Genomic DNA, 26,253 nt, shown 5'->3' with positions numbered 1-26,253 from the left:
TAAACGCTGTATTCGAGCCTAAAAATGCTCGCTGTCCAGCTGCATTATGCTGCTTTCCCCGGCCATAATACTGGCAAACAGGCTGCTGTTCTGCGGCAGCAGCTTCTGTATAAAAAACCGTGCAGTATGCAATTTGGCGCTGTAAAAGCCACTGTCATCATCCGGGTGCTGCAACGCTGTTTCCGCCATCCTGCACCACATATATCCAAGCGCTACCAGACCGAATAAACGCAGGTAATCGCTGGCAACTGCCGCTGCCGCTTCAGGGTTTTTCAGGCCGGTAAGGGCAATATGCTGGCTGGCTTTCTGTAACCGGCCAAAGGCTTTACTCAGCGGACCGGTAAATTCTGCCAGCGTTTTGTTGCTTTGGTGCTGTTCCAGATACGCCTGTACCGGATGAAAAAAGTGCCGCAGGTAACGTCCGGCTTTCTGCGGCATTTTCCGGCCGATTAAATCCAGTGCCTGAATGCCATTGGTACCTTCGTAAATCTGGGCAATCCGGGCATCTCTCACCAGCTGTTCCATGCCGTTTTCCCGGATAAAACCATGACCTCCTAAAACCTGCATACCTATATTTGTGCAGTCAAACCCCAGGTCGGTAAACAGGGCTTTGACCACAGGTGTGGTGAGTTGAACGAATTCATCGGCATCCTGCCGGACGGTTTTGTCACCGTGCTTGCGGGAAATATCCAGCTGTATCGCTACCCACAGGCCCAGTGCCCGGCAGCCTTCAGTGTAAGCCTTCTGGGTCAGCAGCATGCGGCGCACATCCGGGTGGACGATAATGGGATCAGCCGGCTTATCCGGGGCTTTAACGCCGGAAAGAGCACGGCCCTGCAGACGTTCGCGGGCGTAATTGCGTGCTCCCTGATAACTGGCTTCCGCCAGCCCCAGCCCCTGAATACCCACCGCCAGCCGGGCCTGATTCATCATGGTGAACATGGCCCGCATACCTTTGTGCAGATCGCCGATCAGCCAGCCGGTGGCATCGTCAAAGTTAATCTGGCAGGTGGATGAAGCCTTAATGCCCATCTTATGTTCGATACCGCCACAACTGACCTGATTATCGGTCAGGCTTCCGCCGTCCGGACATTTTTTCGGCACCAGAAACAGGCTGATACCCTTGATGCCCTCCGGTGCATCCGGGGTGCGGGCCAGCACCAGATGAACAATGTTGTCGGTCAGGTCATGGTCGCCGGCGGAGATGAAAATCTTGGTGCCGGTCAGCCGATACGAGCCGTCTTGCTGAGGGATCGCTTTGGTGCGGCATAAGCCCAGATCGGTCCCGCACTGGGGCTCGGTGAGACACATGGTACCGGACCAGCTGCCGTCCGCCAGTTTTGGCAGGTAGGTTTGTTTCAGGTCATCACTGGCATAACGGCTGATGGCAGAATAGGCGCCGAAGCTTAGCCCCGGGTAAATCCCGAACGACAGGTTCGCCGAACAAATCATTTCTTCAAGCAGGGTATTAATGGTTTTGGGTAAGCCGCTGCCGCCGAATTCAGGTTCGCAGGCCAGTGCCGCCCAGCCGCTTTCACAGAATTGCCGGTAAGCGGCTTTAAAGCCTTCCGGGGTGGTTACCTGTCCATTGTTAAACCGGCAGCCCTGTTCGTCGCCACTGTGGTTCAGGGGCTGAAGCACTTCGCCGGTGAGCCGGCCGGCTTCTTCCAGAATACTGTCGATCAGTTCCCGGTTTACCTCTTCGTAGCCTGCTAACTGGCTGAGTTGCAGGCCGTCCAGCAGCTCGTACAGCACAAACTGCATATCACGGATCGGGGGCGTATACGTCAGCATAACCTTTCCTTTTATCAGTTGCGCAGAGGTTTACCGGTCAGCAGCATGTGTTCGATACGTGCCAGTGTGTCCGGATGGCGGATAATCTGCATGAAATGTTTGCGTTCCAGATTCAGCAGGTCTTCTTCGCTGAGTTCAGTTAACACGTCGGTATCGCCGCCGGCCATAATGTCCGCCACATGCAGTGAGACTGTCTGATCATGACGGGTGGCCTTACCGTTGCGGACAAAGCCGTTAACGGCCATTTCAAAGGCCAGCCTGCCGCTGGTGCCGGGCAGGCTGAAACGGGGCGGCTGCGGTGGCTGATAACCCTCTGCCAGTTGCAGCGCGGTGGCTTTGGCGTCTGCCAGCAGGCGGTCACGGTTCATGGTGATCTGATCAGGGTGACGGAGAATCAGGTTACTGCGGGCCTGTTCTGCGGATTTGGCCACCGCCGCGGTGGAAATCAGCTCAAAAACTTTAGATGCCGCAGGCATCGGGCCCTGCGGATAATTGGGTTTCTGCTGCCAGCGTGCGAGCATTTCTTTACAGCCTCCCCAGGCGGGTACCAGACCGACACCGACTTCAACCAGCCCGGTGTAGGTTTCCATATGGGCCTGAATGGCATCACTGTGCAGCAATACTTCACAGCCGCCACCTAACGCCAGACCGCTGGGGGCGCTGACCACAGGGAAGGGCGCGTACTTAAGCGCTTTAAAGGTTTGCTGGCCGGCGGCGACCATGGCTTCAATGTCCTGCCAGGCGGCAATATTGGCGGTAAACATTGCCAGGCCGAGGTTGGCACCGACAGAGAAGTTTTCGCCTTCGTTGCAGATCACCAGTGCGGTATAACTTTGTTTAACCAGAGTGATGCTCTGGTGCAGCAGGGCCATGATATCCGGGTCCAGTGAATTCATTTTTGAGGTGAATTCAAAGCAGAGGACACCGTCACCGATATCCCATACGGAAGCCGAGGCATTTTTTAATAACGGTCGTTGCTGGCGTTTGATGTCTGCCAGCAACAGAACCCCTTCGGGCCTTAGCAGGGGCTGGTAACGGCCGTAGACGTCCATGAAGTGCAATTGGTTCTCTTGCCCCTGATATTCCTGTTGGGTGTAAAGGGGGCGACGGGCGGTGGTGGCCAGAATCGGCGGCAATGTAAAACCGTCAGTCTGCAGCCGTTCAGCCAGCCAGCCGGTCCCCAGAATGTCCATCAGTTCGAAGGGGCCGTATTGCCAGTTATAGCCCAGCCGCATGGCCGCATCGATGGCGGTAATATCTTCTGCAACTTCTCCCACCAGATTGGCGGCGTAGCTGAGGGTCTGGGCCATCACGCGCCAGAGATACTGGCCATATTTATCATTCCGGGAAAGCAGGTCACGGAGGTCATGCACCCGGGTATCTGCGCCGGGAACCTTTGGCCGTAATGCCGGGCTGTATTCGCCGTTATTCAGGCAAATGGCTTCTTTCACGGGCGGTGTCTGGCGGCGGTCCAGCCGGTAAAAGCCGCCTTTACCTTTGCGGCCGGTATAGCCCTGGCTGATCATCTTTTCAATGAGGGGTAAATGCCGCTGCAACAATACAAAAGGATCGTGTTCCGGCAGGGCCTGACACATGGCACCGACAATGGCGGGCATCAGGTCGATTCCCACCAGATCCATCAGCCCGAAAACACCGGTTTTCGGCACCCCGCAGGGCTTGCTGAGCAGAGCGTCAGCCTCTTCAATGCTTAGCCCCATGTCGACAGCTTCAACCAGCGCGCAGTAGATCCAGAAAATGCCCAGCCGGTTAGCAATGAATCCGGGGCTGTCGTTGCAGTGGATCACGGTTTTGCCCAGCTTCAGATCGGCAAAATGTTCCAGTTGCTGCATGACGTCCGGGCGGATATCTCCGGCGACAATTTCCAGCAGGCGCATATAGCGGGGTGGGTTAAAGAAATGGGTAATGCAGAAGTCTGCTGCAAAACTGTCCGGTAAGCCCTTAATCAGGCAGTGCAGAGGCAGGGTGGAGGTATTCGAAGACACGATGCTGCCTGGTTTTCGTACCCCGTCTATTTGCTGATAGAGGCTTTGTTTCAGGGGCAGATGTTCACTGACTGCCTCGATAATCCAGTCGCACCCGGCGATCCGGGGCAGGTCGTCAGAAATATTCAGCGGGGTAATCAGCCGGCTGTTACGCGGGTGGGTCAGTGCTTCCGGGTTTGCTTTCTGTAAGCGGCTGACTGCCTGACGGGCAATGTTGCTGCGGTCAGGCTGTTGTTCATCCGCCCGGTCGAATAAGAGTACCGGTACGCCGGCGTTGGCAATAACCGCGGCAATGCCGGCACCCATGGCACCGGCGCCGATGACCGCCACCTGTTTGATGGTATTCATCAGATAGCCTCCAGCAGTGTCGCTATCCCCTGACCGCCGCCGATACACTGAGTAGCCAGCGCGTATTGTCCGCCGTTTTGCTGCAGCAGGCTGGCGGCTTTACCGACGATCCGGGCGCCGGTGGCACCCAGCGGGTGGCCCAGTGCGATCGCGCCGCCATGAATATTGATCTTTGCAGGATCAAGTTCCAGCTCCCGGATACAGGCCAGTGCCTGGCTGGCAAAGGCTTCGTTCAGTTCGACTATATCCAGATCGCTGCTGTTCAGGCCCGCCCGTTGCAGGGCTTTCTGGCTGGCGGCCACCGGACCCATGCCCATCACCTCTGGCGCACAGCCGGCCACGGCGACGGTCTTAATCCGTGCCAGCATCGGCAGGTTATGCTGCCGGGCATAGCTTTCTGAGCATACCAGTACCGCGGCCGCGCCGTCGGTCAGCGGGGAGCTGGTTCCGGCCGTCACGCTGCCATCACTGACAAAGGCCGGTTTCAGGCCGGCAAGTCCTTCGGTGCTGGTGTCACCGCGGATACAGCCGTCCTGTTGCAATTCTTCAAGGGGGATTATTTCGTCGGCCAGCAGCCCCTGTTGCTGAGCTTGCAGGGCCTTCTGCTGGGAGCTGACGGCAAAGGCTTCCTGGGCGTCGCGGCTGATGTTGTAATGCTCGGCCACCACTTCCGCGGTTTCCCCCATGTTCATGTAAATCCGGGCGTTTTCTTTATACAGCTTGGCGTTTGGTAAAGGGTTGTAGCCCATCATCGGAATGCGGCTCATGCTCTCAACCCCGGCGCAGATGAAAACCTCTCCGGCGCCCATGGCAATGCTGCCAGCGGCCATATGAAGGGTTTGCATGGATGAGCCGCACCAGCGGTTTACTGTCGCGCCGGGAATACAGTCCGGCAGGCGGCTGAGAAATACCAGCATGCGGGCCATGTTGAGCCCCTGTTCGCCTTCGGGAAAGGCACAGCCACACAGCAGGTCTTCGATTCGGGTCGGGTTAACGCCGCTGTTACGGACCAGCCCGCGAATAACCTTTGCTGCCAGTGTGTCCGGACGGACTCCGGCCAGTGCGCCTTTATGGGCGAAGTCGAAAGGTGAGCGGCAATAGCCGGCGATTACTGCGTGTTCCATAATGCGTTCCTGCCTGTCCTGTGGATGGGTTTACCTTGCCGTTAATGATCAGTCCGCCGGGTCCGGGCGGTGCTTTCGCCGAGGGCCAGCAGGCACTGCTGGCGAATTTCCCGTAGTTCTTCAAGTACCTGAACCAGCGCATCCTGTTGATTTTCAAGATCTTCAATTCTGGTACAGACTTTCTTATACAACAGTTGCAGCTGTTCTGTCTGCTGAATATCGGTGGCGTACAGGTCGAGAAATTCACTGATATCTGCCAGTGAAAACCCCAGCCGTTTGCCCCGCAGAATCAGTTTTAACCGGGCTTTATCCTTACCTGTATAGATCCGCGTATTGCCCGCCCGTTCCGGTGAAAGTAAATGTTTACTTTCATAAAAACGAATCGTCCGCGGGGTGATGCCCAGTTCCCGGGCCAGTTCCGGGACGGTATAAAAAGCCGGTTTACTCATCATTTATGCCCGGGCCGTTGCACCGGCTCTGGCCTGCTGCTCTTCAACCAGTTCTTTTTTCGACAGCTTACCGACCATCGTCTTGGGTAAATCTTCACGGATCTCGATATCCTTGGGCATTTCAATACGGGATAAGCGGTCATCCAGAAAGGTTTTGATGGACTCGCTATCGAGATCTTCGTAGCCCGCCGCCAGTTTGACGAAAGCCTTCGGTGCCTGGCCCCGGTATTCGTCGTCGATACCGATGACAATGGCTTCGGCTATGCCCGGGTGGCAGTACAGGGCATCTTCAATATGCCGCGGATAAACGTTATAGCCAGAACAGATAATCAGGTCTTTGATACGGTCTACCAGAAAAATGTAGCCATCTTCATCGGCATAGCCGATATCGCCACTGTGCAGGCCACCGTTGATGATGGTGCTGGCGGTGGCTTCCGGCCGTTGCCAGTAGCCCAGCATGACCTGGGGGCCGCTGATGACAATTTCACCTTTTTCACCCTGGGGTACTTCTTTACCCGGTTCGGCCGGGTCCTGAATACTGATGCGGGTATCGTTCAGTGGCAGGCCGATGGAGCCGGCTTTGATGGTACCTTCAAACGGGTTCACTGTAGCTACAGGGCCACATTCTGTCAGTCCGTAGCCTTCCACCAGTTTGCAGCCGGTGGCTTCTTCAAAGCTTGTTTTGGTTTGCACCGGCAGCGGTGCGCCGCCGGAAATGCAGTAGGTCAGGCTGGAGAGATCGAGCTTACTCAGGTTGGGCGCATTGTTGATGGCGGTATAAATGGTGGGGACGCCGGGAAACAGGGTTGCGCCTTTGGTTTGCAGGGTTTTCAGCAATTGGCTGAGTTCAAAGCGGGGTAACAGAATCAGCTCAGCGCCGATGGATATGCCGAAGTTCATTACCACGGTCATGGCGAATACGTGGAAAAAGGGTAATACCCCGAGCATCTTTTCTTCGCCTTCCACCACGGTGGGGATGCATTGGCGAATCTGCAGGGTATTGGCGGCAATGTTCCCGTGGCTGAGCATGGCGCCCTTGGGCTGGCCGGTGGTGCCGCCGGTGTATTGCAGTACGGCCAGATCGTCTGCTGCGAGGGTAACAGCCGTGTAATGACCGTCGGTATTACTCAGCCGGGTAAACGACATATGCGCCGGATCTTTTGGAAAGTCCGCAATTTCTGAGCGTTTAAGTACCTGAAACAGAACACTTTTCACCGGCGGCAGAATGTCCGACATGGCGCAGACAATGATCCGCTGTAAACCTGTGGTTTCCAGACAGGCATGAACCTTGGGATAAATCTGCTTCAGATTCAGGGTGATCATGATCTCAGTGCCGGAATCTTCAATCTGATAGGCAATCTCGGACAGTGAATAGAGCGGGTTAAAGTTCACCACGGTGCCGCCGGCTTTGAGAATGGCGTAATAACAGATCAGATGATATGGCGTATTTGGCAGGCACAGGCCTACCTTACTGCCTTTCCGCACCCCCAGTTGTTGCAGACCTTTGGCGGTACGGCTGACCAGATCGTCAATTTCGCGATAGCTGTATTTTTTATCCAGAAAGTCGACACAGGGGTTATCGGGAAACCGGCTGACAGCCTGATCAAAGTAACTGATAACGGTAGTATTCATGTCACTGCTCCCGGGGTTGTGTCCTGTGGGATGCGCGTGACGGCGGCATAACTTATAGCGTCAGGCGCTATAAGTAAGTGTAGTTCCCTATAGGTCACTTGCAATTGCAGCACGTGAGCTGAGTAACCGTAAAACCGTTACTCAGCCCCGGGAGAGCAGGGGCCGGGAGGTGTCTGAAAAAATCTAAAACTGCATGACCAGCCCCAGGCTGAGAATATCCACTTCTGAGTCAAAACTGCCGGAATAGCTGGTGGGGACAGCCGCACTGGTACGGCTGTCAGAGACGCTGGCCTCTTTGGTAAACAGGTGTGAGTAGCCGATGTTCAGGCGGGTTGCCGGGGTAAGCTGATAGGTCGCACCGACCGATGCCCAGGTACGGTCTGCATCGGGAATGCCGGCGGAGCGGTAGGCGTCGCTGGCGGCGCCTTCGTCATAAGCAACGCCAAATTTCAGCTGCAGTTTGTCACTGTACTGATAGTTGGCACCCAGGGCGGCGAAAATGGTGTCCTGCCAGAAGTAATCGATGGTGGAAATGTGCGCGCCGGTATCGCTGTTGTTAATGACTAACTGATCCAGCTGCGACCAGTCTGTCCAGGCCAGGTCGGCCAGCAGTGCCCAGCGACTGCCCAGTTGCTGATACCAGCCGAGGGAAGCAATCGCAGGCAGGGTAATGTGGGTGTCAGCGTTCTGAGTGCTGATGCCGACGACTTTTACAGTGCCTTCAAGTTTATGCTTAATCTGTGAGCGGTAATTCAGGCCGATGCGGCCGCCATCGCTGTATTCCCAGAGCAGGCCCAGCCCGTATCCCCAGCCGGTGTCATCCGCTTCAATCACAGACGCCGTGGCGGTATTCAGACCGGTGGTGACCTGCCGGGTCAGGGTACCTTCCACTTGATTAAACTGCAGGCTGGCCCCCAGAGACAGATTTTCAGTGACCCGGTATGCCAGCGCCGGGGCGATATTGAGGGTTTTTATTTCACTTTTTATGTTGGCATTTGCGCCGACCCAGTTGGTGTCATACCGGGTGGACAGGCCAAAGGGAACTGTCACCGCGAGGCCGAATTTAACGGCTTCAGACTCGCCCCATACCGCAAACAGTGAGGGAATCAGCCCATTCTCTGCACCGTCCTGCCGGGTATTGGTGAAGGGCGTGCCGGCGGTTGAGCTGCTGCCGTGTTTATAGTCGGCACTGGGGGCAATGTAGGACAGATTCACCTCGATCTGGGGGCCTTGCAGGCGGGTCATGCCGGCCGGGTTATAAAAGACGGTGCCCGGGTCCTGTGCCTTGGCGGTCTGGCCGGCAAATGAGTTGCCCTGACCTTCGGCACTTTGTTCCTTAAGCTGAAAGCCGGCTGCCTGAATCAGGGGAGCTGACGTGATGCCGAGTGCGATGGCACAGATTTGGATCAGGGCACAGTTCAGAAGAGCAGAACGGAATAACAGCATAGATTCTCCGCAACGGCACCGGTATTGCTAAGCGCCAGACCGGTGTTTTCAGGTTCTTATTATTGGATGTAATACGTTGTTTTTAATTAACCGCCGGGTCACTTTACAGAATCTTAATGGTGTGAACAGCCCTGTCAGGGATATTCCGGGAAATTTGTGCAGCAAGAGTCTCTAATGGCGGCCAAATCCTCTACAATAGGCACAATTTTAATCGATGCTGACCCGTGAGCGGTCGCCAGAAAAGGTTTTGCCATGAAGTTCTCCTCTCTCGATTTATCCGCTGATCTGTTAAGTGCGCTGGATGCCTGCGGTTATACCGATATGACGCCCGTGCAGCAGCAGGCCATTGTGCCGGCACGCCGTGGTAAGGACATTCTGGCCAATGCCCAGACCGGCACCGGGAAAACCGCCGCGTTTGCACTGCCCATTCTGCAGCAGATGACCGAGCGGCCAAAAGACCTGCTGCCGGGACATGTCCGGGCGCTGATCCTGACCCCGACCCGGGAACTGGCGGAACAGCTGGCGGATACCATTGGCCGCTATGCGCAGAATCTGCCATTAAGTGTGCTGGCCCTGTATGGCGGCACAACCGTGGCCAAACAGGCGAATAAACTGGCAAAAGGCGTGGATCTGCTGATTGCTACCCCCGGCCGGCTGATTGAACATGCGGTTGAATGCAACCTGCACCTGTCGCAGGTGGAGTTTATGGTACTGGATGAAGCGGACCGGATGCTGGATATGGGCTTCCTGCCGGATGTCAGCAAGATCCTGCAGCAGACCCCGGAAAGCCGCCAGAGTCTGTTGTTCTCTGCCACCATTTCTCCGGAAGTGAATGAGCTGTCCAAACAGCTGCTGAAGCGTCCGGAAGTGATCCGGGTAGCCAGGCAGAATGTGGTTGCCGATACCATCGACCATGTAGTGTATGAGATCGATGAGCAGCGTAAGCCGGAACTGTTTGCCAAACTGATCAAAGAAGAAAACTGGTTTCAGGTGCTGGTGTTTACCAGTACTAAGGCGCAGGCTGACAGCCTGGCAATGGACCTGAAAGTTGATGGCATCAAAGGGGTTATCTGCCACGGAGATATCAGCCAGGGGGCACGCCGCCGGGCGCTGGCCGACTTTAAATCCGGCAAGGTTCAGGTGCTGATTGCGACTGAGGTTGCCGCCCGTGGTCTGGACATTCAGGGGCTGGAGCACGTGGTTAACTTTAACCTGCCGTATCTGGCGGAAGACTATGTTCACCGGGTTGGCCGTGCCGGCCGTGCCGGTATGCCGGGCAGGGCAATTTCGTTCGTCAGCCGTGAAGAAGAACGTACCCTGAACGATATCGAGCATCTGATTGGCAGCCGCATTAAGCGGGTTTACATGGACGGTTTTGAAGTCAGTAAGCGCGAAGGCCTGAAAAAGTATCTGAAAAAAGCCCGTAAAGCGCCCCGCAGCAATAAGGTTACCCGCACTAAGATTGTGAAATCTGCCGGTGCCGGTAAGAAGAAACCGTCTAAGCGGAAGTAATGCCAGCAGGTAAATTTGCTAAGATGTGAGTGGAGGTCTGAGCGATGGAAAAACTGGATCTTACGGCACTGGAGCTCGCTCTGGATTCATTGCAGGCTGCGGTTGGGGATGCCCGGGACGAGGCATTTATCAGTGGTTTATCTGAGAGTCAGAAACGTCTTATCAGAGCCGGTGTTATTCAGAACTTTGAATTTACCTATGAACTGACGTTTAAGATGCTGAAACGGCAGCTTGAACAGGATGCCGCCAGCCCGGCAGAAGTGGACCAGTACTCCTTTCGTGACTTACTGCGTACCGCCGCTGTCAGAGGGCTGATCGAAAACGTTGAAGACTGGTTTGAATACCGGCGTTACCGCAATATTACGTCGCATACCTATGATCCGCAGAAAGCTGAGCAGGTTTTTAATGCCGCACTCGCGTTTGCCGGAGATGCTGCAAAGGTTCTGCAGCGTTTGCAGGTGATAAATGCTACACCTTGAGCCACGGTATCAGGTGCTGGTCAGGGATATCCTGAACGCTAATGTGCCGGGCACAGAAGTTTGGGTGTTTGGTTCCAGAATCCGGCCGGACTGTAAACCGCATTCTGATCTGGATATAGTCCTCCGGACAGAACAGCCTCTTGCCGATACCGTATTGTTTGCTTTGCAGGACGCATTTGAAGAGTCTGACCTGCCTGTTAAGGTTGATGTGCTTGACTGGCAGCAGCTGAATCCGGCGTTCCGGCAACTGATTCTGTTATCCTATGAAGTATTTCCGGAATCTTCTGGCTAGCTGTTTTAGCACAAAAGCGTAAATTACCCACAGAATTCCCCTGTTCTGATAAGCCCTCCTTTTTACCATTATTAGTATTACTACTAATCCCCGCCAGGCGTTGCACCTGCTGGATTTATTGCCGATATTGGACGGATCAGGGCGTGTTTTTGCACGCCAGATCCTAACAAAATACCCGCGGTAGGGAGGCAATAATGCCTTTTGGCTTATTAAAATATGGTCTGAGCAAGGAATATCCGGCACAGCACCATTTCACACCCAGCAGCACGGAGCTGAAGAAACATTACGACGTGGTCATCATCGGTGCCGGTGGCCACGGGGCGGCCTGTGCGTATTACCTGTCCAAGTATCACGGCGTGACTAACATTGCCGTGCTGGATAAAGGGTATCTGGGGGGCGGTAACACTGCCCGGAATACCGCGGTAATCCGTTCTAACTATCTGACCGAAGAAGGTGTCAGCTTTTACCGGGATTCGGTGAAGCTGTATCAGAATCTGAGTAATGAATTCGGTTACAACATCATGATGGAAAACCGTGGTCAGCTTACCCTGGCGCACAGTGATGCTGCCGTGCGCAGCTTCCGCTGGCGAGCCGAGGTTAACCAGCATCTGGGCGTGCGTTCCGAGCTGGTGGACCGTCAGACTATCCGTGAACTGGTGCCGAACCTGAATATGCCGGAAGACGGCCGTTATCCGATCATGGCAGGCCTGTGGCATGCCGACGGTGCCACTGCCCGTCACGATGCCGTGGCATGGGGCTACATGAAAGGCGCCTGCGAGCGCGGTGTTGAACTGCACCAGCTGACCGAAGTGGAAGATGTGCTGATCAGCAACGGCAAGGTCACCGGGGTTAAAACCAACCGCGGCACCATTAACTGTGGTTCTGTGGTACAGGCGGTTGCCGGTACCAGCTCGGTAGTGGCGAAAATGGCGGGTATCAAACTGCCGGTCCACAGCTTCCCGTTACAGGCGATGGTTACCCAACCGTACAAGCCGCTGCTGACCCCACACGTCAGCTCGCCGCACGTTCACGTCTATGTACATCAGACCTCCCGTGGTGAATTTGTTATCGGTGGCGGTTCAGACCCGTATCCGCTGTACAACACCCGTTCCACGCTGGATATGAAAGAGTCGCTGGCGGCTGCGGCGCTGGAACTGTTCCCGTTCCTGTCACAGGCGCGGCTGATGCGTCAGTGGGCCGGTATCACGGATATGACCCCGGATTACAGCCCGATTATGGGTCTGAGCCCGGTAGAAAATTACTATCTGGATGCCGGTTGGGGCACCTGGGGTTTCAAGGCGACGCCGATTTGCGGCCAGACCATGGCGGAGCTGGTTGCCACCGGTAAGCCACCGGAACTGATCAAGCCGTTCGAGCTGGAACGTTTCTACCGTCATCAGCAAATCAACGAAGCCGGCGCGACGGCAGCCAGCCACTAAGCGGGAGAAAAAAGTCATGAAAATACTGAACTGCCCGCTGAACGGGCCGCGCAATATCTCCGAATTTATTTACGGCGGTGAGCTGCATGAAATGCCGGACCCGAACCGCTGCGACAGCCGCGAATGGGTTGAGCATGTTTACTTCCACGAAAACGCCGCGGGTGTGGTCCGCGAATGGTGGTGTCACAGTGCGACGTCGTACTGGTTTCTGGCGGAACGTAACACCATTACCGACGAAATCATCAGAACGTTTCCCGCCAGCGAAGTATTTAATCAGCGGGTTGAATTTACCGCTGTGGAAGGAGAGTAACTGTGCCTGTTTATAACGATAACCGACTGGCTAATGGCGGTTTGCTGGTCGATCGCAGCAAAACCGTTAACTTCTCTTTTGACGGCCGCGAATTTAAAGGCTTTGCCGGCGACACCATCGCCAGCGCACTGGCCGCTAACGGCCAGTGGCTGATCAGCCGTTCATTTAAGTACCACCGTCCGCGCGGTGCGTTAACCATGGCCGGTCAGGATGCCAATACCCTGGTTCAGCTGCCATCAGACCCTAACGTTCTGGCCGACCGGGAAACCATCCGTGATGGCCTGAATGTATCCGGTCAGAACTTTACCGGCAGTCTGGAAAAAGACAGCAGCCGCCATCTGGGCATGTTCAGCAAGTTCATGCCGGTGGGCTTCTATTACAAGGCATTTTACAAGCCGGCCGGTGCCTGGGAAAAGTGGGCGCCGGTAATCCGTAAAGCGGCTGGTCTGGGTGTGGTAGACGATACCTTTGAACCGGAATATTACGACAAGCAGTACAGCTTCTACGATTTAGTGGTTGTCGGTGCCGGCCCTGCGGGGATGACCGCGGCCATTCAGGCAGCAGAACAGGGCGCGAAAGTGCTGCTGGTGGATGAGAACCCGGTACTGGGTGGCAGCCTGGCGTACAGCCGTCTGGATGCAGAAGGTACGCAGGCAGAAGCGCTGCGTCAGGCGATGATTGCTGACATTGAAAGCCACGCTAACATTGATGTGAAACTGGATGCGGTCTGTAACGGTTACTTCGGTGATAACTGGTTGCCGGTCATTCAGGGAAAACGCCTTTATAAGGTACGCGCCAAAGAAGCCATCATGTGTGTGGGCTCGCTGGAACAGCAGGCGGTCTTCCACAACAACGATCTGCCGGGCGTGATGATGTCCAGCGCGATCCAGCGTCTGATTAAGCTCTACGGCGTAAAGCCGGGCCAGAAAGCGGTAGTCGTTACCGGTAATGATGAAGGCTATGCCACTGCACTGGATATGCTGGATGCCGGCATTGAAGTGGTAGCCGTTGCCGAACTGCGTGATGCTGCACCGGAAAGCGAACTGATGCAGGCGGTGAGCCAGCGTGGCGTGCGGATTCTGAGCAACCATGCGGTATACGCTGCAAACGCCAGCTCGGATAAGAAGCACTTATCCGCCGTTGAGATTCGTCAGCAGATCAGCAAAGGCACATGTGCCGACAAGGGTGAAACCTTCGCCTGTGACCTGCTGTGTATGGCGGTGGGCTATACCCCGACGTATCAGTTGATTTGTCAGGCCGGTGGTCAGCTAAGCTACAACGATGATACCGCCATGTTCACCCTGAGTAAGCTGCCGAAGGCGTTCCAGATTGCCGGTTCCGTGAATGCGAACTGGTCGGTGAATGCGGTGTGTGGCGATGCCCAGCGGGCTGCGGCGATTGCGGTTAACCGTCTGGCTGAAACTGTTGAGCGCGTCAGCGCAATGCCTGAGCCGGCCCCGGTTGCTGATGACAGCGCCAACAGCCCGAACTACAGCTGGCCGATCTTCCCGCATCCGAAGGGGAAAGAGTTCGTCGATTTCGATGAAGATCTGCAGATTAAAGACATTGTGAATGCCACCCGCGACGGCTATGAGCACGTGCAGCTGGTGAAGCGTTATTCAACCTGTGGCATGGGGCCTTCTCAGGGCCGTCACTCAGCATTGGCCACTGCCCGTATCGTCGCGAATGCTACCGGTAAGAGTGTTGCCCAGACCGGTGTTACCACGGCGCGGCCGCCGTTTGCGCCGGAACGTCTGGGGCATCTGGCAGGCCGCAGCTTCTATCCGGCCCGTTACACCAATATGCACCACCGTCACCTGGAAGCCGGTGCGCAGATGCTGCAGGCCGGCGCCTGGTTCCGTCCGGCCTATTACGGCCCGGTAAACCAGCGTGATAACTGCATCGCTGCGGAAGTAAACAACGTACGTAACAATGTCGGTCTGGTGGATGTATCTACTTTAGGCGGCATTGAAGTACGCGGCCCGGATGCCGGTGAATTCCTCAACCGGGTATACACCTTTGGTTTTGCCAAGCAGCCGCTGGGCCGTGCCCGTTACGCCTTGATGACCAATGAAGCCGGGGTGGTGATTGATGACGGTGTAAGCTGCCGTTTCCACGATCAGCTGTTCTACGTGACAGCCACCACTGGCGGTGTCGACCGTGTGTATCAGAACATGCTCAAGTGGAACGCTCAGTGGTGTCTGGATGTGGACATTGCCAATGTGACCTCCGCCTGGTGCGGTGTGAACATTGCCGGTCCTAAAGCCCGTGAAGTCCTGAGCCAACTGTGTGAAGACATCGACCTGAGCAGTGAAGCATTCCCGTACATGGGGGTGCGTGAAGGCCATGTGGCGGGTGTTCAGGCCCGGGTGATCCGCGTCGGTTTCGTCGGTGAACTGGGTTACGAAGTACACGTACCGCAACACGCCGGTGAAGCCCTCTGGGATGCCCTGATGGCGGCCGGTGAAGCGCACGGCATTAAGCCCTTCGGCATTGAAGCCCAGCGGGTACTGCGTCTGGAAAAAGGCCATATCATTATCGGTCAGGATACCGACGCTATGTCCACGCCGGAAGAAGTACAGATGGGCTGGGCGGTTTCCAACAAGAAGCCGTTCTTTGTGGGCCAGCGGATTATCCGTGAGCTGAACAAAGAACCGCAGTACCGTTCACTGGTGGGCTTCGTGGTTGATGACCCTAAGGCACCTCAGCCGGAAGAAAGCCATCTGGTGGTCGATGGCGACAGAATGACCGGCCGGGTAACCTCCTGTAACTACTCCCCGACACTGGGTAAGCCGGTGGGGATGGCTTATGTACCGCCGGGTAAAACTGAGCCGGGCAGCGACATCGTCATTAAAGTTGATGGTGCGCCGGTAGCGGCCAAGGTGGTCGCGCTGCCTTTCTATGACCCTGACACTGCCCGTCAGAACCTGTAATCCCGCTGCGAGGAAAATGAGATGAATGAATTTGTAACAGCAGCGCCGGAGAGCGGTTTACGCCGTAGCCAGCTGTACCGTAAGCAACAGAAAGCCGGTGCGGAATTTGCCGGCCTGAACGGCGCAACCGTGGTTAAACAGTTTGCGGCAGACGATGCTCAGCAGCTGAAATCACTGGCGATGGTGGATCTTTCCATGCTGCCACGCAGCGGTTTTAAGGGCCGTCAGGCACCGCAATGGCTGACACAGCAGGGCGTTGATATCCCGGCAGCACCGAACCGGGCAACCCGTCAGCAGGACGGTTCCCTGGTGGCGAGCCTGTCGGTACAGGAACACCTGATCCTCAGCGATTTACAGGTCACGGCTGACAAGCCTCAGCAACTGGAAAATATCTGGCAAATGGATGCAGACACTGCTTGCTATTCACTGCCACGCAGCGACAGCCACGCCTGGCTGTTGCTGACCGGAGAACATTTACGGGACATGCTGGCTAAGGTCTGCGGCATTGATTTTGCCGCGGAAGAGTTTGCCAACCACCAGGTGGCGCAAACCTCTGTAGCCCGGTTAAACAGCATTCTGATCCGTGATGATGTGCAGTTGGCGGATGGCAGCACCGTGCTGGCCTTCCACCTGCTGTGTGATGTGAGTTCAGTTGAGTTCATGTGGGATTGCCTGCAGGACGCAATGGATGAATTTGGTGGCAAGCCGGCAGGTCTGGCTGCGCTACTGGCGTGATCCGGACCCGGTTTCGGCCGGGTTCATAAAAATCAGCGGCCAGACCGTGATTCTGCGGTGATGGCGGCAAACAACAAATTGCAATAAGTAGACGGGACTTCAGTCCTGCAAAAATAACAGGAACGACAACATGGCATTCCCAAAGAGTTCACCTTATGTGATCGTTGGTGCCGGTATTCACGGTCTGAGCACCGCGTATCACCTGGCGCTGGAACTGAAAAAACGCGGTAAAGGCAGCGGCGAAGACATTATCATTCTGGATAAGTCCGGCATCTCTGCCGGTGCGACCGGCATCGCCTGCGGTGTTATCCGTAACAACTATTTTCAGCCGGCAATGCGTGAGCTGATGGCACACAGTGTGAAAGTATGGGAAAGCGATCCGGAGGCATACAGCTACCACCCGGTTGGCTATATGCAGATCAGCCCGGAATCCATGCATGAAGACGTTGCTTCCATTTACGAACAGCAGCAGGCCATCGGTTATGAGTCTAAGTTCATCGAAGGTGAAAAAGACTGTACCGATTACATGAAGACCATCTTCCACGACTGGCAGGCACAGGGCATCACCTCGGTACTGCACGAAATGCCAGGTGGCTATGCTAACAACACTAAGGCGATGTACGGTCTGGCGGCTAAAGCAGAAGCCGAAGGCGTACGTATCATCACCGGTGTAACCGTGACCGGCTTCCAGCAGGCCACTGACGGCGCGATCACCAAGGTTGAAACCAATAAGGGCGACATCGAAACCGATTACGTGGTTATCGGTGCCGGCCCGTGGGTGAAATCTTTCTGGGAAATGCTGGACCTGCCGAAGCACATCAACATCAAGAACCCGACGTCTGGCCAGATTGCCACCGACGTACCGATGTGGGTGTACTGGTCACTGCAGGAAGGTACTCTGGGTGTGGACCCTGGCTTGCAGGTGACTAACGACGGCAAGATGCCACCGGTTATTCACGTAGACAGCAATGCGCCGCTGTATTCCGATGTAGACGGTTCCCTGATCACCGAAGACATGTGGGGCATTTACTACAAGCCTGACTACCACTTCGGCGGTGTACAGGGCGGTGCGGCACCCTTCATCGTTGATAAGCCTGCTGATGCGGTTCAGGTTGATCCGTACGGGCCTGAGTCCCCTGAGTTCATCGTAGGCCCTGACTTTGCACACATGTGGGTATCTGCTCTGGCACACTGTCAGAAGCGTTTCGAAGGCACGATTCCTAAGTATAAGGACGAAGCCTCCGGCGGTATCGGTTGCTTCACGCCGGACAGCTTCCCGGTATTCGACACCTTCCGTAAGAACTGCTTCGTGATCGCAGATTCTAACCACGGTTACAAGATGCTGGGCGTAGGTAAGCTGGTGGCTGAACAGGTCGTGGGTGAGAAGCCAAGCCTGCTGGAGCCTTTCCGGTTCTCCCGTTTTGAAGAGGGTAAGTTGCACCCGACTTCTAACAGCCCATTCCCTTGGAGCTGATCACTCCAGTGTTATTTTCTGGTTGTTGACCGCAACCCAAACGCCGGGCTATTTAGCCCGGCGTTTTTGTTTTTTCTTGTGGATTTGTTTCTGATAGCTCTGTTGTTTTCTTGATTATATTGCCGGCTCGCTGGTTTAGATGATCTTTTCGCTTACGCGACTTAAGACCTTTGGAACGGCGCAAAGGCCTTAAGAATCCAAACGCCGCCTCACCGCTTGTCCGGCTGCGCCGGATTCCCTGCGTGCTCCAGCTTACAAATGGGGCTGCGAAACTCGGCCGCTTCGCGTCCTCAGACAGTCCTCGCCCCATTTCATTTGTAAGCTGAAGTACTCGGCTTCACGGAAGGGGAATCGGGCGACTTCGTAGTGGATATTGTGGAAGGCTATTTAAGGTCTTGTAAGGTCTTGTCTGATTTATATCTTGAGCGGTTGTTTCGGAGTCAGATTTTGTCTTTTTGCTATTAAAAAAACAGAGAGTTTAAAGCTAGCACCAAGTTTCCCCTTTCTGTGCAGCCGAGCAGCGCAGTTTTTGTATGATTAAGCGGATGCATTGTCTGAGGGCGCGAAGCGGCCTGCTTTTAGCTAAAAAGTGCAGGAGCACATAGCAGCGCAGGGTATCCGGCAAAGCCGGACAAACAGTGGGGCCACTTTTAGATTTTTAAGACTTTTGTGTGGTTAGAAAAGTCTTGAATCGCGTTAGCGAAAAAGATCATCCCAAGTTAAATATCAGCACAAAAACAAAGAAAAACACCCGATTATCCAAACCTTCCTTCAGAGCAATAAACCTGCAATCTGGCACCGAAAAATAACAAAGCCTAACGCAGTGTCGCTCCTGCATAATGACTATGCACAAACTGACCTGTACCTCATCACCCCCGTGCGGCAAGATATCCGGACCGATCCTGAGGAGTTCCTGATATGACCGCCGCCATACAGCCCGCCGCCGACCGCAAGTTAATGGGTGTCAGCCTGATTGTGATTGCCGTCTTTATGATGTCGGTTCAGGATGCACTGGTTAAGCATTACAGTGGCGATTTAACCCTCTGGCAGATCTTTACTCTGCGCGGTGTGCTGGCCATTCCGCTGTTATTGCTGGTGGCTATGCTGATGCGTCAGCAGCAGAATATCTGGCGGGATGCGGTGCAAAAATGGGCGCTGATCCGTTCGGCGTTTATGGTGCTGATGTACATTTCCCTGTATGCAGCCATTCCTTTTTTGAGTTTGTCGGTCATCGCGGCCGGATTTTATACCGGGCCGATTTTTGTCACTCTGTTGTCGGCATTTGTCCTCGGCGAGCCGGTGACCCGGCGGGGCTGGGTAGCCATCGGGATGGGCTTCTGCGGCGTGCTGGTTATTTTACAGCCGGGCGGGGATGCTTTTACCGCCTGGGCGCTGATTCCGGTGTTTGGCGGCCTGATGTATGCCCTGACGAACGTTACCACCCGCAGTAAATGCCAGACCATGCCGATGGCGGCGCTGGCGTTATCTTTAACGGTGATGCTGCTGTTGCTGGGGGCGGTGTTCAGCCTGCTCCTGTATAGCTGGCAGGGGGCGGGTGAAGCGGCGGCAGAGCTGCCGTTTTTGTTAGGACAGTGGAGTGAAACCGGCTGGGCGCAGTGGTTGTTATTTTTGGTGCTGGCGTTTCTGACCATTGGCATCAGCATTACCCTGGTGAGGGCGTATCAGGTGGCACCACCGCCACTGGTGGCCACCTTCGATTACAGCTATCTGGTATTTGTCGGGGTGTGGGATTTTCTGTTTTTTAATACGGTGCCGGGTGTTGCGACCCTGTGTGGCATGCTGCTGATTATCGCTGCCGGATTACTGGTGACGGTGAAGCGCTAGCCCGGGGATTTATCCGTGGATATGTCTACCCGGATGGCAGCGGCTTCCATATCGGCCTGAGCTTGAACGCTGGTGGTATTTGCCATGTTACCCACTGGTTCACCCACAGGTTCAGCCACCGGTATCTGTTCGGTGCTGATGGCTTCTTCGGCCGGATGGGGCTCAACCCAGTTAATGGCATGGTGGTCAAAGCCGCTCTGTACCATGGGCTTGATGACTTCAAAGTAGGGGGATACGTCGAAATCCCTCGGGGTAAACAGGCTGGGGTCCCGGTGGCGGTGCATCCGCTGATAGTGACTGATGCGCTCGGCGTCTTCCGGATTTTCATAGATGATGTCCGGCAGGATCGGATATTTAATTGACTGAAAGGCCTGGGCTATCAGAGACGAACAGATCGCCCGTGTCGGGTCGCCGCTGCCCAGCGTCAGTGCTTTACGCCGCCATTTTGTCGGAATCGGCGGAGTAGGAATGAGGTAACGGGCCAGATCAAAGATGTTTTTCAGATCGTAACTGTCACCGATGCGGGTAACCGCAAACTGAATCACCTGATTAATTTCACTTTCCGATAAACCGATCGGCCGGCAGATACGGCTGTGCAGGGTTTCATAGGCGCTCAGCGGCAGTACCCTGACACCATATTCGATGTCTGCTTCCAGCAGTGACAGGGGTTCAACGCCTGCGTCGAGATCTTCCTGGCTGCTCAGATGATCGCCGATATAGAGTGCCGCATGGGACCAGGTGGACTGGGAAAGGTACTTGATGCTGGTGCTGAAGTGGCTGGTACCCTCGACCAGTAATATATCCCCTTTGCGTAATGTTCTTTGCAACAGTGCCGGATTACTGGTGGGAAACAGCTCCTCGGTATCATGGGGCTTAGCGAGGAAATGTGCCAGTTTGCGGCCAATATAACTGAACAGCAACACCGTAATACCCTCTTTCTGACAGGTTACTCTAAGCTTAGCAGGCGTCACTCAATGTGGTGGGTAAAAAAGGGATTTTCTCTTTTTTCAGGATTTTGAAGTGGTTAGCGAAGGCTGTATCTGCCGGGTGTTTGAGAAGGGATCGCGGTGATGTTTTTCTCCATGCCGAAAATATTCCCGTCGCGCATTTTGATCAGAAAGCCGGCCCGGTCGTACAATTTCAGTGCCGGATTACAGATAAACACCTTGAGGCGCAGGCATTCGCAGTTATGTTGCCGGGCCAGTTCTTCAGTGACCTGCAGGGCCCAGCTTCCGGCTCCCCGGCCCTGCCAGCCGGGCATGATCTGTAATTCGCGGATATAAGCGTGGCGGTTATACAGGGAGAGGCTGAGTAATCCGATCGGCGTGGTGCCGTGGCAGATGCTGAAATTTTGCCGGTGAGGCCAGTTCTGATCGAATATCTGCTGGTTCCAGGCCATGGAATATTTGCGGTAGTAATCACCCATATTGGTACAGATCAGCCGGGCAGCAGACAGCCGCTGTTCAGCGGTGTTTTCCAGGGGGTTCAGGCTAAAGGCGGGTGATGTTTGCATGCGCTCTATCTTAGAGCGGTGATGAAACCCTGTAAAACCGTATTTATACTTGTGGTGGCTCATGCTTTGGTTGATAGTTGCAACATCTGTTCAGATGAGAATTCCCTGTGCTGAAAAATGAAAAGTTTGCTGAACTGAGTGCCCTGAAAAGTTTTGTTGCCATTGCTGAATCGGAAACGATTACGCAGGCGGCAGAGCGGCTGGGCATTACCCAGTCGGCGGTCTCCCAGACATTAAAACAGCTGGAAACTCTGTTTGCGGTGCCGTTGGTGGTGCGCAGGGCCCGGCCAACCCGGCTGACGCTTAGCGGCCAGGTATTGCTGCGTTACGCGCGGCAGTTGCTGGGGGAAAGCCAGCAGATGATGGCAGCGGTGCAGCTGGCTTCCAGTGAAGGTCTGGACCGGTTACGGCTGGGGATGATCGACTCTTTTGCCGATGTGGCCGCCCAGAAAGTTATGGAACAGTTGGCCAGTTCCGCCCGTAAGCTGTCCTTGCGTACCGGGATGATGGCCCCCCTGAAAGATGCGCTGCTGGAGCGGGACATTGATATTTTGATTACCAGTGACCAGATGCAACAGCATCCTGAGCTGGAAGTGTATCCCGTGCTGCGGGACCCGTTCGTACTGATTGTGGCGGATGAGCATGTGAAAACCTATGGTCGGGATATCCGTACGCTGGTGCAGGCGCTGCCCTGTATCAGCTATAACCGGGAGCTGCGTCTGGGCAGCCTGACCCAACTGATTGCCCGGCGTATCGGGGTGGAGCAGGCGATCCGTTATGAGCTCGACAGCACCACGACCCTGATGCAGTTTGTGCAGAGCGGGCAAGGCTGGGCGTTTGTACCGACCATGAGCCTGATGCAAAACCCGCTGTTACTGAAAGGCGTAACGCCTCTGCCGATTACCCCCGGCAGCCATGCCCGTTATATCTTTCTGCTGGCCCGGCGGGAAGAGCTGGGCACACTGCCGCTGGAGATTACCCGGATCTGCCGGGATATCTATGATAACCAGTTGGTGCCGCAGTTACCGGCGGAAATTGACTGGTTACCCCGGGAAGCTTACAGCGTGGAAGACTTCCCCCCTTACTGATGTTTTCTCCGCGGTATCCGGCCGGTGTTTTGCCGGTTAGTCGCGTGTTTTTGTCGCTTAATTATTCTTTTTACAGCCCCCGGATTGGGTAAGGTCGAAGCTGCTACAGCTGTATCTTACAGCTGCCGACTGACGTTCAGAGAAGAATAATTACCATGACCACTCAGACGACTCATCAGACCACTCTTCAGACAAGCAGCCAGACCACACCAAGGCATGATGCCTGTCTCGACTTCATTCATAACCTGCGCTTTGAGAGCCTGCCGGAGGCCGTGGTTCAACAGGCAAAAATCTGCCTGCTGGATCTGTTAGGCGTGGCAGCAGCGGGGCAGAGTACCCGGCTGAGCCGGATTATGTCCGGTTTTGTGCAGAGCCAGTATCCCGGGGATATTCCTTTGTTGTTTGAGGGTGCCAGTGCCAGTGCCTGCGGGTCGGCGTTATACGGTGCGATGCTGATCGACAGTGTCGATGCCCACGACGGTCAGGTGCTGACCAAGGGGCATGTGGGCGTGACGGTGTTGCCGGCTATGCTGAGCCAGATCTGTGCCAACCCTGTGGACGGTAAAGAATTGCTGACCACGCTGGTGATGGGCTATGAAATTGCCACCCGGGCGGGCATTGCCCTGCATGCCACCGCAGATGATTACCACACCTCCGGGGCGTGGAACGGTCTGGCGGCGGCTGCCGTGGTTGCCCGCTTGCGGGGGCTGGATGGGGAGAAAACCTGGGAGGCCATCGGCAGTGCGGAGTTTTACGGTCCGCGCAGCCAGATGATGCGCTGTATTGATTATCCTACTATGGTGAAGGACGGCTCCGGCTGGGGCGCGCTGGCCGGGGTCAGCTGTGCGCTGATGGCCGAACATGGCTTTACCGGTGCTCCGGCGATTACCATCAGCGATGAGCAGGTGGCAGATATCTGGGCAGATCTGGGGGAACGCTGGTACATTCTCGAGCAATACTTTAAAGCCTATCCGGTGTGCCGCTGGGCGCAGCCGGCAGTGGAGGCGGTGCGGCAGATCCGCAGTGAGCACAGCGTTAACCCGGATGACATAGCAGCAATCCATATTCACACCTTCCATCAGGGGGCGCGCTTACATGTGAAGCACCCGGACACCACGGAACAGGCTCAGTACAGCCTGCCGTTTTCGGTGGCGTCGGCATTGATCGATGGCGTGGTCACTGCTGAGGCTGTGGCTGAAACTGCGGATGGACTGGGAGATTCCCGCCGGCAGGCACTCAGCGGTAAGGTAATCACCCATGAAGTGGCGGAGTACGATGCGCTGTTCCCGGCGGAACGCTGGGCCCATGCCCGCATCGTGCTGAATGATGGCACTGAACTGAGTTCCGAGCCCTGTATCGCCCGGGGTAATCCGGAAAATCCGCTGACGGAAGATGAGATCATCAGTAAATTCCATACGCTGGCAGGCCCTTATGTGGCGGATACCCGCCGACAGACGATTGCTGAGCTGTCGATGAATCTGCAGACCCTGGACAGCGATGAGATTGTTGCCTATCTGGCACTGCTGAAAGATTAAATATCTTCAATGTCTGTATGCGACAGCTTTGTAAACCATGCGACTGCCACTGACCGGCCTGTAAGCACAGGCTTGTCGGCGGTGGGCGCAGTGCATATATTCGGGTCATAAGAAAAGGGCCTGGCACACCATAGCCACAGCAGTACCTGTGCCGGGGCCTGTATAAAAATATCCGTATGGCAGTGCACACATGGCGAATACAAAACGTACCGACCCGCTTCTTGAGCCTTTTCAGCTAAGGCACCTGACCCTCCGCAACCGGATTTTCAGCTCTGCCCATGCGCCGTCCTATGTGGAAGGTGGCCACCCCAGAGACCGCTACCGGCTCTACCATGAAGAAAAAGCCAAAGGTGGCCTCGCGCTGACCATGATCGGCGGCTCGACCAATATTGCCTCCGACAGCCCCTCAGTCTTCGGCCAGTTATACGCCGGTGATGATTCCATCATTCCCTGGTTTCAGCAGTTAACCGCCGGGGTGCATCAGCACGGCGCAGCCATCATGTGCCAGATCACCCATATGGGCCGCCGGACAGTGACGGATGACGGTCACTGGTTGCCTGCAATCGGGCCATCGGTGTTGCGGGAACGGGCGCACCGGGGTTACCCCAAGGCGATGGAGCAGGAAGATATCGATCGGGTGATTGCTCAGTTCTGTGACACCGCCCTGCGCTGTCAGCAGGGCGGTTTCGATGGTATCGAACTGTTATCCCACTCCCATTTACTGGGTCAGTTTCTCTCGCCGCTGATCAATACCCGTGACGATGGCTACGGCGGCAATACCCATAACCGGCTGCGTTTTGTGATGGAAGTGCTGGACGGCGTCCGGGCAGCGGTGGGGCCGGAGTTTGTGGTGGGCATGCGGCTGACCGCTGATGAATTGCTGAAAGGCGGGATGGATGCTGCTGAATGTATTCAGATCGCCCGGGCGATTGCGCAAACCGGGCAGCTGGACTTCTTTAACCTGCTGGCCGGCGCACCTTATGATGATCTCGGTCTCGCGGGCTGGATTCCACCGATGGGGATGCCCTCGGCGGCGCATCTGAGCATTGTGGGCGGGCTGAAGGAGGCGGTTGATCTGCCGGTGCTCCATGCCGGTGGCATTGCAGATATAGCCACTGCCCGCCATGCGGTTAGCAGTGGCTTGCTGGATATGGTGGGTATGACCCGGGCGCAGATTGCCGATCCGTATCTGGTGCAGAAACTGGCCGCCGGTGACGAAGATTCAGTCCGTCCCTGCGTGGGAATGGGTTACTGTGTGGACCGGGTGAATCAGGGTAAAGATGCCCTGTGCGGTCATAATCCGGCCACCGGCCGTGAGCAGCAGATGAATCATGTCATTACCCGGGATACAGGGCTGCAGCCGCAAAAGGTTGTCATTGTCGGGGGCGGGCCAGCCGGCCTGGAAGCCGCGCGGGTCTGGGGCCTGCGTGGCCATCAGGTGGTGATACTGGAAGCCGGTGACCGTTTGGGAGGCCAGCTGAATCTGGCGGCTAAAGGGGAAACCCGGGCACAAATGGCCAGTGTGTCTGAATGGCTGATCAGCCAGGTCGATGAGCTGGGTGTGACCGTGCATTACCACACCTGGGCAGATGCCGAACGGGTACTTGCTGAACAGCCGGACTGGGTCATTGTGGCCACCGGTGGCCTGCCAATGGCGCTGGGCTTCAGCGGTGAACAGCACTGCCACACGGGCTGGGATGTATTGGGCGGAGACCGCTTCAGCGGTGACGTACTGTTATTTGATGAACAGGGCGGTCAGGCCGCCGCCAGTACGGCAGAGGTGCTGGCACTGGCCGGTTGTGCGGTGCGTTTTGTCACCCCGGATCACAGCCCGCTGCGGGAACTGGGGCCGACCACGCATTCGGTCGCGATGCGCAGCCTGTACGCCAAAGGTGTTCAGTTTATGGCGGACCATGAGCCGGTAAATGTGGTGTCTGAAGCGGGCCGCAAACGGGTCACCCTGCGTAATCTGCTGACCGGGGCTGAGCAGGATCTGCTGGTGGAGGCGGTGGTCACTGAAAATGCTACCCAGCCGCTGGATGAGGTGTATTTTGAACTGAAAGCGGCGTCGGTGAATCACGGCCAGTATGATCAGCAGGCACTGGTAGATGGCCGTTTAACGTTACCGGAACTGAATCCTGACGGGCAGTTTAAACTGTTGCGCATCGGCGATGCGCTGGCCCACCGGGGCCTGCATGCCGCCCTGTACGATGCATTACGCTTCAGTCTGCTGGCATGAAAAAAGCCCGTGCAGGACACTGACACGGGCGTGAAAAAAGCGGGCTAGCCTGAGCCGGACGGA

At 55.8% G+C, this 26,253-nt stretch carries 20 protein-coding genes and 2 pseudogenes; 14 read left to right on the top strand and 8 right to left on the bottom strand.

Annotation, left to right across the window (positions count from 1 at the left end):
- Positions 1-18: 18 nt before the first annotated feature.
- From PCI15_RS23490 to PCI15_RS23465, 6 genes are all read right to left on the bottom strand, one after another.
- Positions 19-1,794: an acyl-CoA dehydrogenase C-terminal domain-containing protein gene (locus tag PCI15_RS23490; protein ID WP_271272285.1), complete on the bottom strand. Its 1,776-nt coding sequence runs from the start codon at positions 1,792-1,794 to the stop codon at positions 19-21.
- Between the two features lie 14 nt (positions 1,795-1,808).
- A complete protein-coding gene (locus tag PCI15_RS23485) occupies positions 1,809-4,145 on the bottom strand; it encodes a 3-hydroxyacyl-CoA dehydrogenase/enoyl-CoA hydratase family protein (RefSeq protein ID WP_271272284.1) in 2,337 nt (778 codons plus the stop codon).
- The gene (locus tag PCI15_RS23480) at positions 4,145-5,269 is read right to left on the bottom strand and encodes a thiolase family protein (RefSeq protein WP_271272283.1); all 1,125 of its coding nucleotides are present in this window, start codon (positions 5,267-5,269) and stop codon (positions 4,145-4,147) included. The genes PCI15_RS23485 and PCI15_RS23480 overlap by 1 nt, the downstream gene beginning before the upstream one ends.
- Positions 5,270-5,310: 41 nt before the next feature.
- Positions 5,311-5,721, bottom strand: coding sequence for a MerR family transcriptional regulator (locus tag PCI15_RS23475; protein ID WP_271272282.1), 411 nt, complete (start codon positions 5,719-5,721; stop codon positions 5,311-5,313).
- Positions 5,722-7,350: a long-chain-fatty-acid--CoA ligase gene (locus PCI15_RS23470; protein WP_271272281.1), complete on the bottom strand. Its 1,629-nt coding sequence runs from the start codon at positions 7,348-7,350 to the stop codon at positions 5,722-5,724.
- Positions 7,351-7,533: 183 nt separating this feature from the next.
- Positions 7,534-8,796 (bottom strand): OmpP1/FadL family transporter, encoded by a 1,263-nt coding sequence (locus PCI15_RS23465; RefSeq protein ID WP_271272280.1) that lies wholly within the window; start codon positions 8,794-8,796, stop codon positions 7,534-7,536.
- 252 nt (positions 8,797-9,048) lie between these two features.
- Here PCI15_RS23465 and PCI15_RS23460 point away from each other — a divergent pair, with 252 nt between their 5' ends.
- From PCI15_RS23460 to PCI15_RS23410, 11 genes and pseudogenes are all read left to right on the top strand, one after another.
- Entirely contained in the window at positions 9,049-10,308 is a 1,260-nt protein-coding gene (locus PCI15_RS23460) for a DEAD/DEAH box helicase (protein ID WP_271272279.1), read from the top strand.
- Between the two features lie 44 nt (positions 10,309-10,352).
- A complete protein-coding gene (locus PCI15_RS23455) occupies positions 10,353-10,787 on the top strand; it encodes an HI0074 family nucleotidyltransferase substrate-binding subunit (protein WP_271272278.1) in 435 nt (144 codons plus the stop codon).
- Entirely contained in the window at positions 10,774-11,079 is a 306-nt protein-coding gene (locus PCI15_RS23450; RefSeq protein ID WP_271272277.1) for a nucleotidyltransferase family protein, read from the top strand. The genes PCI15_RS23455 and PCI15_RS23450 overlap by 14 nt, the downstream gene beginning before the upstream one ends.
- A gap of 194 nt (positions 11,080-11,273) precedes the next feature.
- Entirely contained in the window at positions 11,274-12,518 is a 1,245-nt protein-coding gene (locus PCI15_RS23445; RefSeq protein ID WP_271272276.1) for an FAD-dependent oxidoreductase, read from the top strand.
- Between the two features lie 16 nt (positions 12,519-12,534).
- A complete protein-coding gene (locus PCI15_RS23440) occupies positions 12,535-12,828 on the top strand; it encodes a sarcosine oxidase subunit delta (RefSeq protein ID WP_271272275.1) in 294 nt (97 codons plus the stop codon).
- 2 nt (positions 12,829-12,830) lie between these two features.
- Positions 12,831-13,118, top strand: a pseudogene (locus PCI15_RS23435) (2Fe-2S iron-sulfur cluster-binding protein); the annotation flags it as partial.
- Positions 13,119-13,367: 249 nt separating this feature from the next.
- Positions 13,368-14,030, top strand: a pseudogene (locus tag PCI15_RS23430) (NAD(P)/FAD-dependent oxidoreductase); the annotation flags it as partial.
- A 12-nt stretch (positions 14,031-14,042) separates the two neighbouring features.
- Positions 14,043-15,761, top strand: coding sequence for a glycine cleavage T C-terminal barrel domain-containing protein (locus PCI15_RS23425; protein WP_376787855.1), 1,719 nt, complete (start codon positions 14,043-14,045; stop codon positions 15,759-15,761).
- A 21-nt stretch (positions 15,762-15,782) separates the two neighbouring features.
- The gene (locus PCI15_RS23420; RefSeq protein WP_271272274.1) at positions 15,783-16,496 is read left to right on the top strand and encodes an aminomethyltransferase family protein; all 714 of its coding nucleotides are present in this window, start codon (positions 15,783-15,785) and stop codon (positions 16,494-16,496) included.
- A 130-nt stretch (positions 16,497-16,626) separates the two neighbouring features.
- The gene (locus PCI15_RS23415) at positions 16,627-17,970 is read left to right on the top strand and encodes an NAD(P)/FAD-dependent oxidoreductase (protein WP_271272273.1); all 1,344 of its coding nucleotides are present in this window, start codon (positions 16,627-16,629) and stop codon (positions 17,968-17,970) included.
- Positions 17,971-18,888: 918 nt separating this feature from the next.
- The gene (locus tag PCI15_RS23410; RefSeq protein WP_271272272.1) at positions 18,889-19,815 is read left to right on the top strand and encodes a DMT family transporter; all 927 of its coding nucleotides are present in this window, start codon (positions 18,889-18,891) and stop codon (positions 19,813-19,815) included.
- Here PCI15_RS23410 and PCI15_RS23405 read toward each other — a convergent pair.
- Both PCI15_RS23405 and PCI15_RS23400 read right to left on the bottom strand, forming a co-directional pair.
- On the bottom strand, positions 19,812-20,738 hold the full coding sequence (locus tag PCI15_RS23405; protein ID WP_271272271.1) for a YiiX/YebB-like N1pC/P60 family cysteine hydrolase: 927 nt from the start codon (positions 20,736-20,738) through the stop codon (positions 19,812-19,814). The two genes, PCI15_RS23410 and PCI15_RS23405, sit on opposite strands and share 4 nt — an antisense overlap.
- Before the next feature lie 101 nt (positions 20,739-20,839).
- Complete coding sequence (locus tag PCI15_RS23400) at positions 20,840-21,328, bottom strand: GNAT family N-acetyltransferase (protein ID WP_271272270.1); 489 nt, start codon at positions 21,326-21,328, stop codon at positions 20,840-20,842.
- Between the two features lie 107 nt (positions 21,329-21,435).
- Here PCI15_RS23400 and PCI15_RS23395 point away from each other — a divergent pair, with 107 nt between their 5' ends.
- The 3 genes from PCI15_RS23395 (at position 21,436) to PCI15_RS23385 (ending at position 26,190) form a co-directional block, all read left to right on the top strand.
- Positions 21,436-22,416: a LysR family transcriptional regulator gene (locus PCI15_RS23395; RefSeq protein ID WP_271272269.1), complete on the top strand. Its 981-nt coding sequence runs from the start codon at positions 21,436-21,438 to the stop codon at positions 22,414-22,416.
- A 155-nt stretch (positions 22,417-22,571) separates the two neighbouring features.
- Positions 22,572-23,951, top strand: coding sequence for an MmgE/PrpD family protein (locus PCI15_RS23390; protein ID WP_271272268.1), 1,380 nt, complete (start codon positions 22,572-22,574; stop codon positions 23,949-23,951).
- 190 nt (positions 23,952-24,141) lie between these two features.
- Entirely contained in the window at positions 24,142-26,190 is a 2,049-nt protein-coding gene (locus tag PCI15_RS23385) for an oxidoreductase (protein WP_271272267.1), read from the top strand.
- Positions 26,191-26,253 lie beyond the last annotated feature (63 nt).

The organism is Aliamphritea hakodatensis (assembly GCF_024347195.1).
GTDB lineage: Bacteria > Pseudomonadota > Gammaproteobacteria > Pseudomonadales > Balneatricaceae > Amphritea > Amphritea hakodatensis.
Note: the sequence above shows the minus strand (reverse complement) of the source record. Positions and strands in the feature narration are given on the sequence as shown.